Below are 6,908 nucleotides of genomic sequence, written 5' to 3'. Positions count from 1 at the left end.
GTCTAGATCGTCCTGAGGCTGACGCGCTCGTCCAGTTTAGCTGCCGCCTCCTTGCGCTCGCCATAGCGCGAAGTGAGATATTTGGACGCGCCGCCGTTGATCAGCGTGAACTTCACCAGCTCTTCAGCACCGAACTCATGACGCCGTGGCGCTCCGGGCTGGTCCAGACCTGCCCCTCCGACCATTGCATTGCCGCCCGCAGTTCTGTCACTTTGGATATCCATCCGGCGCATTCCCAGGCAGCGTGCGCAGTCTTTGCGTACCGGCTTTGCCAAGTTTTGGTAGCACGGTAGGTCGCCCGCACCATCGATATGGCACCGTTCAGGATTTTGGGATTCAAGGATAGAAAATGGCGGAGAGAGAGGGACTCTCCGTGAAATTCGCCATAACCTATTGATTTAAAACAATATGGCGCATCGAGTGGGTGCGTTTCTGGGTACAAGTTCTCGCCAGAGTCGTCAACAAGGGTTTCCCGGACGCTCCACCTCGCTAACGCACTGTCACGATTGGCGGAGGCCCACGGAACCGTCTGCAACATAATCTTGGCCAAACGCTGTTTTCTTCAAAACTGGTTAACATAACCAACCGTATCCTTAGCCCGAACAGGATAATGTTTCCTGGAACGTGCATTTTGGGGAACATCGATGCATCGGAAGGCCTTGGAACAGGATTTTGCCGCACCGGCAGGGTCGGTGCAGAGCTATGCATCCGAAATGGAATTCATCCGCTACGCGCTCGACAGCGCGGCCATAGTCGCCATGACCGATGTGAAGGGCACCATTACCTTCGTGAACAGCAAGTTCTGCGAGATCAGCGGCTATACGGCCGAAGAGCTGATCGGGGCCAACCATCGCATGTTGCGCTCGGATGTGCACGACACGCAGTTCTTTCGCGACATGTATCGCTGCGTGGCGCACGGCGAGGTCTGGCATGGCGAAATCTGCAACAAGCGCAAGGACGGTTCTCATTATTGGGTGGATACCACCATCGTTCCCCATGTCGGGCGTTCCGGCAAGGTGGACAGCTATACCGCCATTCGCTTCGACATCACATCGCGGCACGAGGCAGAGGCTCGCCTACAGGCCGCCGTCAGCATCGATCCCTTGACCGGCATCGCCAATCGGCGGCGGTTTCACGATTACCTCGACACAGTTTTGGCCGAGGCGCGCTCCGAAGGCTCGGTGCATCTGGCGCTGCTCGATATCGACACATTCAAGGAAATCAACGACGCCTTCGGCCACGATATTGGCGATGATCTGCTGCGCATCGTCAGCAAGCGCCTGAGCGCCCTCATGCCGCCGGGGTGTTTCGTGGCCCGGCTCGGCGGCGATGAATTCGGCATCGTCATGACCAGCATGAATGTCGGCGCGGTCATCGATTTCGTCGAAGCCATTTTGGCGCAGATGCGCCGGCCGGTTTCGCTCGGCGCGCAGATGCGGCGCTGTACCACCAGCATGGGCGTCGCCGCCTTTCCGCGCGATGCGGATAATCTCGAAGACCTGTTCAAAGCCGCCGACATGGCGCTTTATCGCGCCAAGGCGCTGGGGCGGGATTGCGCCAAATTCTTCATTCCCTCACTACGCGAAACGGCGGATCGCCGGGCCGAGCTGCGGACCGCGGTGGAAAATGGCCTCGTCACCGACCAGTTCCTGCTGCACTACCAGCCCATCGTGCCCACGGACCGGAAATCGGATCCGATCTCGCTCGAAGCACTGCTGCGCTGGCATCATCCCGAGCAGGGCCTGCTGACGCCGGGGGATTTTCTCGTTGAGATCGACGACCCCGGTATTCTGGCGGCGATCGGCATGTTCGTCGTCGAGCGTGCCTTCCGCGATGTCGAGGCTATGCAATTGGCCGGCCTACCCTTTTGCCGCGTCGCCATCAATGTCACTAATGCCGACTTCCGTTCCGACAGTTTTGTTGATCGCTTCTTCGAGTTGTCCGAACAAATGCGCATCGCGCCCAGCCGCTTCTGCATCGAGGTTACCGAGGGTGTTTTTCTGGGCCGCGATTTCCTGCACCTGGAAGGGCGCTTAGCACGGCTGCATGAGGCAGGCGTCGAAATCGCTCTCGATGATTTCGGTACCGGCTTTGCCTCGCTGACGCATTTGCGGAGCATGCCGATCGATCGGGTCAAGATCGACCGCAGCTTCGTTTCCAACCTGCCGGATAATACCGGGGATGCAGCCATCATTCGCGGCGTGGTCGATATCGCCCACGGAATGGGCAAATTGGTCACGGCCGAAGGTGTCGAAACTCTCGAACAGGCCAAGCTCCTGAACGCCCTTGGCTGCGACTTCCTGCAAGGCTGGCATTTTGCCCGCGCCTATATCCCCGCCCAACTCCCCGAAGTGCTGCACCGGCTTTCGACGATCTCGCCGCCGCACCTCATCCACCATTTGCCATCCACGGCCACAAGGACATGACGATGCAAATCTCCGGACATGAAAGGTCCATGGGTGTTGACGAGATTATCGTCAGCAAGACCAATTCCAAGGGTCACCTGACCTATGTGAACGACGTCTTTCTCAACATTTCCGATTTCACCATCGATGATCTTCTGGGCCATCCCCACGCCATCGTGCGCAACGACGCCATGCCCCGCTGCATCTTCAAGCTGCTCTGGGAAACCATCCAGTCCGGCCAGGAAATCTTCGCCTATGTGGTCAACAAGACCAAGTTCGGCGAGCATTACTGGGTCTTTGCCCATGTGACGCCCTCGCATGACGAACAGGGCAATATCACCGGCTATCACTCGAACCGTCGCAAGCCTTCGGCCGCGGCCGTCGCCGCCATCGGCCAGCTCTATGAGCGCCTCCTGCAGGTCGAACAGACCCCCAAGAGCCGCAAGACGGGCCTGCAGGAAAGCTACGATCTTCTCATGACCATTTTGCAGGAAAGGGGTCAGTCCTATGACGAATTTGTCCTCTCTCTCTAAGCTGCGCCTCGTCATCGGCGCGGAAGCCGCCCTCGCTCTGGCGCTGATCGGCCTTTCCCTTCTCGGCCTGCCGCTGCCCGTGACCCTCGCGCTCAGCGCCGGGCAGGTGCTGCTTGCCGCCCTGGGGCTGCTCTTTGCCAGCCAGATCGGCAGTTTCCTGGCCCAGATCGTACGCGTCGGCGAGGCCATCCAGGCCGGCAATTTCGACGAGCGGCTCAATCTGCGCCGCGAGCGCGGCGACCTGCGCCGGGCCGGCGACCGCATCAATGGCGTGATCGACATCAACGACGCCTTCGTGCGCGAGGCAGCCCTGGCCATGACCGCGGCGAGCGAAGGGCGTTTCTACCGGAAAATCCGGCCCGAAGGCATGCGCGGGGCCTTCCGCCATTCGGTCAACAAGATCAATGCGGCCATCGATATTCTCGCCGACCGGCCGCGCCTCCTGCGGCAATTGCGTCAGGCCTTTGGCGATGTGGTGGATGCCGCCGTGGCCGGCGATTTCTCCCGCCGAGTCGCCACCGATTTTTCCGATGTCGAGATCAAGGCCCTAGCCGGTTCGGTCAATAACCTGATCGATACGGTGGATCGCGGCCTTTCCGAAGCCGGCGTCGTGCTCGCCGCTCTCGGCCGCATGGAACTCAATCGCCGCATCGAGGGGCATTATGAAGGCGCGTTTATGGCGCTCAAATCTAATACCAACAAGGTGGCCGACACTCTGGCCGATGTGGTCAGTCGCCTGAAAACCACCTCCGGTGCGGTGCATACAGCAACGGGTGAAATCCTTGCCGGCGCTAATGACCTGTCCGAGCGTACTCTGCGCCAGGCAGCGACCATCGAACAGACTTCTGCCTCGGTAGAAGAGGTTAGTTCGGTGGTTTCGGCCAATGCCGCACGCGCTTTGCAGGCCTCGAAATCGGCGGCTGATGTCAATCGTATTGCCGGCGAAGGCGGCCTTGCCATGGAACAAGCCAACGGTGCCATGGGTCGAATTACTCAGTCCTCAGCAAAGATTTCCAACATCATCGGCATGATCGACGACATCGCCTTCCAAACCAACCTTCTCGCCCTCAATGCCTCGGTGGAAGCGGCGCGGGCAGGGGAGGCGGGCAAAGGCTTTGCCGTGGTCGCCGTGGAAGTCCGTCGTCTCGCCCAATCGGCCGCGGAAGCTTCCAAGGACATCAAGGACCTGATCGAGGTATCGAGCGAAGAAGTGCGCGAGGGCTCACGTCTCGTCGCCGATGCCGCTGGCAAGCTCGAAGCCATGATCGAGGTGGCGCGTAGCAACGACGAGATCATGAACCAGATCGCTCGCCTCAGTGCCGAGCAGGCAACGGCCCTGGGCAGTATCAGTTCGGCCGTGCATCAGCTCGACGAGATGACCCAGCATAATGCGGCGCTGGTGGAGGAAACCAATGCCGCCATTGAGCAAACCGAGGCGCAGGTCTCCGAACTCAACGAGATCGTCGCCATGTTCAGGGTGGGCAGCGGTGGGGGCGCTGGTCGTCAGGATTATCTGACGCTGAGAAGAACAGCGTAAGGCAGCATCGGCAGAATGACGTAAGCAATGACGAAGCGTCCGTGTCGGCCACTATCGTTGATCCAAGGCTGTCTTCTCCTCCCCGAGTCGGCGGCCGAAAGGAGCTATTCAAGCGGATCCACTGATATCGCGAAATTTAGCTCGGGATAGCCCTTTGGCTGGGCCGCATTTCTTTGCGGCTCGACCGCGAGCACTCGGTAGACGCTAGACCGGCTGATGCCGAGCTGCTCTGCGATCTTGGCGGGCTTGGTGCCCGCTGCGGCAAGCTCCTTGGCCTTAGCGGCATGGCGCTGGGCAGTTTTTTGCCGCCCAACATAACGGCCCTCGCGCTTCGCCTTGGCGATGCCTTCCTTCTGGCGTTCGAGCATGATCTGCCTCTCGAACTGCGCGATGGAGGCCAACAGATTCAGCATGAGCTGCCCGACTGGCGTTGAGGTGTCGAGGTCGGGGGAGAGGACACGGAGCGCAACGCCTTTGGTTTTCAGCGCGTCGGCAATGGCGACAAGGTCGGAAACGGAGCGGGCGAGCCGGTCAATTTTCGTCACGACAAAAGTGTCGCCCTCGCGAACGTAGCCCATGGCGGCGTCAAGCTCGTCGCGCTGGGCCACGCTGCTCACCTGCTCCGAGAAAACCTTGTCGGCACCGATGGCGGCGAGATCGGCAATCTGGGCCTCAAGGCCAGCAAGTTGATCGAGGGTAGAGGTGCGGGCATAGCCGACAACCTGGCCGGTGATGGTCTTGGGGTTCGTCATGAATGAATTCTCACTCGGGTCTAGATGTGCGGGGAAACGGGCATATTTTGTCTCACATGGTCAGGATCGGACCCGTGTGAGACGGTCTTGGCGGGGGGCGGGCCGTCGCCCACGGGCAGGGTCGTGTGAGACACCTCGGCATAGCTGCGGCGACGAGCCAGTTGGCCGGCGCTCTCCTCAAGGATGCTCACCCAGATATCGACGCCTTCCGTGTCCACCCGCATGTGCCGATGATTGGCGGCGACATAGTCCATGGTGCCGGCGACAAGCTCGGCCCCATGTGTCCAGGTCCAGTCTCCCTTGAAGATTTCGATCTGGTCCTGCGCCAATTCTTTGGCGATGGGATCGCACATGCGCTGCTGGGCATGAATGAGTTCCGCGATCTCGGCGGCGAGCTCGACGGAATATTCGGGGGCCTCATTGGTCTGCTCCAGCGCCCACCAGCGCGACCGTCGCCAACCCTCTCGCCCGAACGTCTCGACATGGGTAAGGAAGGTGCCGGTGAGGTTGAGGTCCAGCAGCTTCATCCAGACTGTGGAGGGAATGGAGCCGAGGCGGGTGGTTTCATCAAAGCCGGGGCCGGGATCGGTGCCGGCCTCAATGCCCAGCTTCTTGGCCATGGCGGCGGTGATCACCCCCGATTTGGAGCCGCGCATGGCCTCGACGAACTCCACGAACAAGGCCTTCATCTCGACATTGCCAGCAGCGGCAAGCTCGGCAATGTCGAAGGGCGAGAGGCTGGTATCGTCGTCTATTTCGTCGGCTAGATCCCCATCGACCTCAGCACGGCGATGATGATGCGCAGGATAGGCATTTGGCCGTGCATCGAGGACCGTCATCGATTGCAGATCGAGGCTGGCCCGATACCCCAGCTTCGCCAACCGCTCCACGAAGCGTTCGATGAGCATGGCCGCCCCTGACCGCAGCGCTTCCATGTCGCTGGTGAGGCAGGGCAGCGTAACATGAAGGTGGGGATGCCAACCGCCGCGACCGCTGCGACGCACATGAGCGTCGGTCATGGCACCAACAGCTTTGATCAAAGGCGCGATCTTCTCATTCCAGAAACGATCCGAGCGCGCGCCGGTCGATGCCGATTTGAGGGCAGCGAGCAGAGGCGCAAGCGCGGCCTCGGGGGCGTGGTCGATGGTGAAGACGAAGGTGAGCATCGTGCCGCCCATTGCGTTCACGGCTTCATGCACAAGGCGATAGCGCTTAGCTCGAAGGGCCGCGACATGACGGGCACACACGGGGCACGCCTCTCCGTTCCCACAGCGATAGATACCGACCGCCGAGGCCCGCTGTGTGCCGTTCTCCCTATCGATGAGATGCACGTTGACGGTCTTGCCCCGAGCATGACCGCAGGCACACACCGCCGGTCCCCGTCCCTCTTCGGGTGTCAACATCTGCTGGATAGGCCGGAGCAAGAACCGATAGTCATAGGCAGGCTTCGGAGATTCCTCTTTGCGGATATGAGCGACCTCCTTGAAGAACTTAATGTCTTCGTCCTTGGCGCTTCCCTGTTCAGGCTTTCCGGTGCTGCTCGGAGCCGATGTTTCGCTGGGTGGGAGTGTCCCCGCCGTCAAGACGCAAGGGGCATCGGCAGCAGCCTTGGCGGCTTCTGCGGCCTTTTCAGCTTCGAGAAATTCGATGAGATCGGTCTGCACCATGCTCGGCTGCCGAG

4 protein-coding genes and 2 pseudogenes are annotated in these 6,908 nt (G+C 60.5%); 3 read left to right on the top strand and 3 right to left on the bottom strand.

What is annotated here, in order from left to right; translation table 11 throughout:
- Positions 1-2: 2 nt before the first annotated feature.
- Positions 3-243 (bottom strand): annotated as a pseudogene (locus J0I64_RS21435) (hypothetical protein); the annotation flags it as partial.
- Between the two features lie 401 nt (positions 244-644).
- Here J0I64_RS21435 and J0I64_RS21430 point away from each other — a divergent pair.
- The 3 genes from J0I64_RS21430 to J0I64_RS21420 are packed head-to-tail and all read left to right on the top strand — an operon-like array spanning position 645 to position 4,475.
- Positions 645-2,426 (top strand): EAL domain-containing protein, encoded by a 1,782-nt coding sequence (locus J0I64_RS21430; RefSeq protein WP_291412122.1) that lies wholly within the window; start codon positions 645-647, stop codon positions 2,424-2,426.
- A 29-nt stretch (positions 2,427-2,455) separates the two neighbouring features.
- Entirely contained in the window at positions 2,456-2,938 is a 483-nt protein-coding gene (locus J0I64_RS21425) for a PAS domain-containing protein (RefSeq protein ID WP_291412120.1), read from the top strand.
- On the top strand, positions 2,913-4,475 hold the full coding sequence (locus J0I64_RS21420) for a methyl-accepting chemotaxis protein (RefSeq protein WP_291412118.1): 1,563 nt from the start codon (positions 2,913-2,915) through the stop codon (positions 4,473-4,475). Before J0I64_RS21425 ends, J0I64_RS21420 begins: the two co-directional genes overlap by 26 nt.
- Before the next feature lie 104 nt (positions 4,476-4,579).
- Here J0I64_RS21420 and J0I64_RS21415 read toward each other — a convergent pair whose 3' ends face one another.
- Both J0I64_RS21415 and J0I64_RS21410 read right to left on the bottom strand, forming a co-directional pair.
- Positions 4,580-5,227, bottom strand: a complete 648-nt coding sequence (locus J0I64_RS21415; RefSeq protein ID WP_291412116.1) for a recombinase family protein — start codon at positions 5,225-5,227, stop codon at positions 4,580-4,582.
- Between the two features lie 20 nt (positions 5,228-5,247).
- A pseudogene (locus J0I64_RS21410) lies at positions 5,248-6,908 on the bottom strand (hypothetical protein); the annotation flags it as partial.

Source organism: Devosia sp. (assembly GCF_017307565.1).
Lineage (GTDB): Bacteria > Pseudomonadota > Alphaproteobacteria > Rhizobiales > Devosiaceae > Devosia.
This window is presented reverse-complemented; position numbering and strand designations above follow the sequence as displayed.

Coding starts and splice junctions, on each gene's coding strand:
- J0I64_RS21420 (WP_291412118.1), top strand. CDS start 2,913: ATGACGAATTTGTCCTCTCTCTCTAAGCTGCGCCTCGTCATCGGCGCG.
- J0I64_RS21415 (WP_291412116.1), bottom strand. CDS start 5,227: ATGACGAACCCCAAGACCATCACCGGCCAGGTTGTCGGCTATGCCCGC.
- J0I64_RS21430 (WP_291412122.1), top strand. CDS start 645: ATGCATCGGAAGGCCTTGGAACAGGATTTTGCCGCACCGGCAGGGTCG.
- J0I64_RS21425 (WP_291412120.1), top strand. CDS start 2,456: ATGGGTGTTGACGAGATTATCGTCAGCAAGACCAATTCCAAGGGTCAC.